The organism is Micromonospora sp. KC207, from assembly GCF_004348615.1.
In the GTDB taxonomy this organism is placed as follows: Bacteria; Actinomycetota; Actinomycetes; order Mycobacteriales; family Micromonosporaceae; genus Micromonospora.
The window spans coordinates 1-1,301 of sequence record NZ_SMKJ01000590.1 but is presented as its reverse complement, the minus strand read 5'-3'; the positions used below and the strand labels follow the sequence as shown (position 1 = coordinate 1,301).

The window sequence follows — 1,301 nt, the reverse complement described above, 5'->3', positions numbered from 1 at the left end:
GGTTGTGCCGTTGTATTCGTCGGTGACTGGTGGGGTTGTTGATGGGGAGGTGTTGGATGCGGGTTATTGGTTTGCGAATTTGCGGTCGCGGGTGCGGTTTGGGGATGCGGTTGAGGCGTTGGCGGGGGATGGGTTTGAGGTGTTTGTGGAGGTGAGTGCGCATCCGGTGTTGACGTTTGGGATTGATCAGCCGGTGGTGGTGGGGACGTTGCGTCGGGGTGAGGGTGGTTGGGGTCGGGTGTTGCGGTCGGCGGCGGAGTTGTGGGTGCGGGGTGTGCCGATTGATTGGGCCAGTCTGTTCACGGGTGTTGCTCCTGCGGACCTACCGACGTATCCCTTCCAACACCAGCGCTACTGGCTCAGCGGCGGCCAGGCCGGGGCAGACGCCGAAGCCTTCGGGCTGCAGCCCGTACGCCATCCGATGCTCGCCGCGACCGCCGCCTCGGACGGTGGCCAGCGCGTGCTCAGCGGTCTGCTCTCCACCGAGCGCCTGCCATGGCTGGCCGACCACGTCGCCGGCGACACGGCGATCCTGCCCGGCACCGGCTTCGTGGAACTGGCCATCCGGGCCGGCGACGAGGTCGGCGCACCGGTCCTGCGCGAGCTCACCCTCCACGCCCCGCTGACCGTACCCGCACAGGTGCAGGTCTGGGTCGGCGAGCCCGACGAGAACCGCAACCGTGAGCTGACTGTCTCGTCCGTTGACGACTCCGGGCAGCCGGTCCGGCATGCCACCGGCCTGCTGGCGGGCGCCGACGGGAAGGGCGGGGAGGACCTGGCGGGCAGGTGGCCGCCGGTCGGTGCGCGCGCGGTTGCCGTCGACGACCTGTACGACCGCCTCGCCGAAGCCGGCTACCACTACGGTCCCGCCTTCCGTGGGCTGCGCGCCGCCTGGCTGGTCGGTGACGACGTGTATGCCGAGGTCGAGTTGCCGGATACCGCCACGGAGGAGGCCGCGCGATACGGGCTTCATCCCGCCCTCCTGGACGCCGCCCTGCACGGGCTGCTCTTCGGCGGTGACCGGGACGAGGAGACGGCCCGGCTGCCGTTCGCGTTCCAGGGCGTACGACTGCACGCGGCCGGCGCCACGGCTCTCCGCGTACACCTGCGCCGCCACGATGCCGAGCGGGTCTCGCTCGCCGTCGCCGATCCCGCCGGGGCACCGGTCGCCACCGTCGAATCGCTGACCCTTCGCCCCGTCGACCTGTCGCAACTCGCGGCCCCCGAGGAACCGCTCTACGCGGTGCGGTGGGTGCCGGTGTCGGGTGATGGTGGGGCGGATGCGTCCGGTGACGTGGTGT

At 70.5% G+C, this 1,301-nt stretch carries 1 protein-coding gene and 1 pseudogene; both read left to right on the top strand.

The annotated features are described in order from the left end of the window. Nucleotides 1-4: 4 nt before the first annotated feature. Nucleotides 5-187, top strand: a pseudogene (locus E1258_RS36085) (acyltransferase domain-containing protein); the annotation flags it as partial. An 87-nt stretch (nucleotides 188-274) separates the two neighbouring features. Beyond that, a partial coding sequence (locus E1258_RS32690) for a polyketide synthase dehydratase domain-containing protein (protein WP_243715839.1) occupies nucleotides 275-1,301 on the top strand: 1,027 nt, incomplete at its 3' end.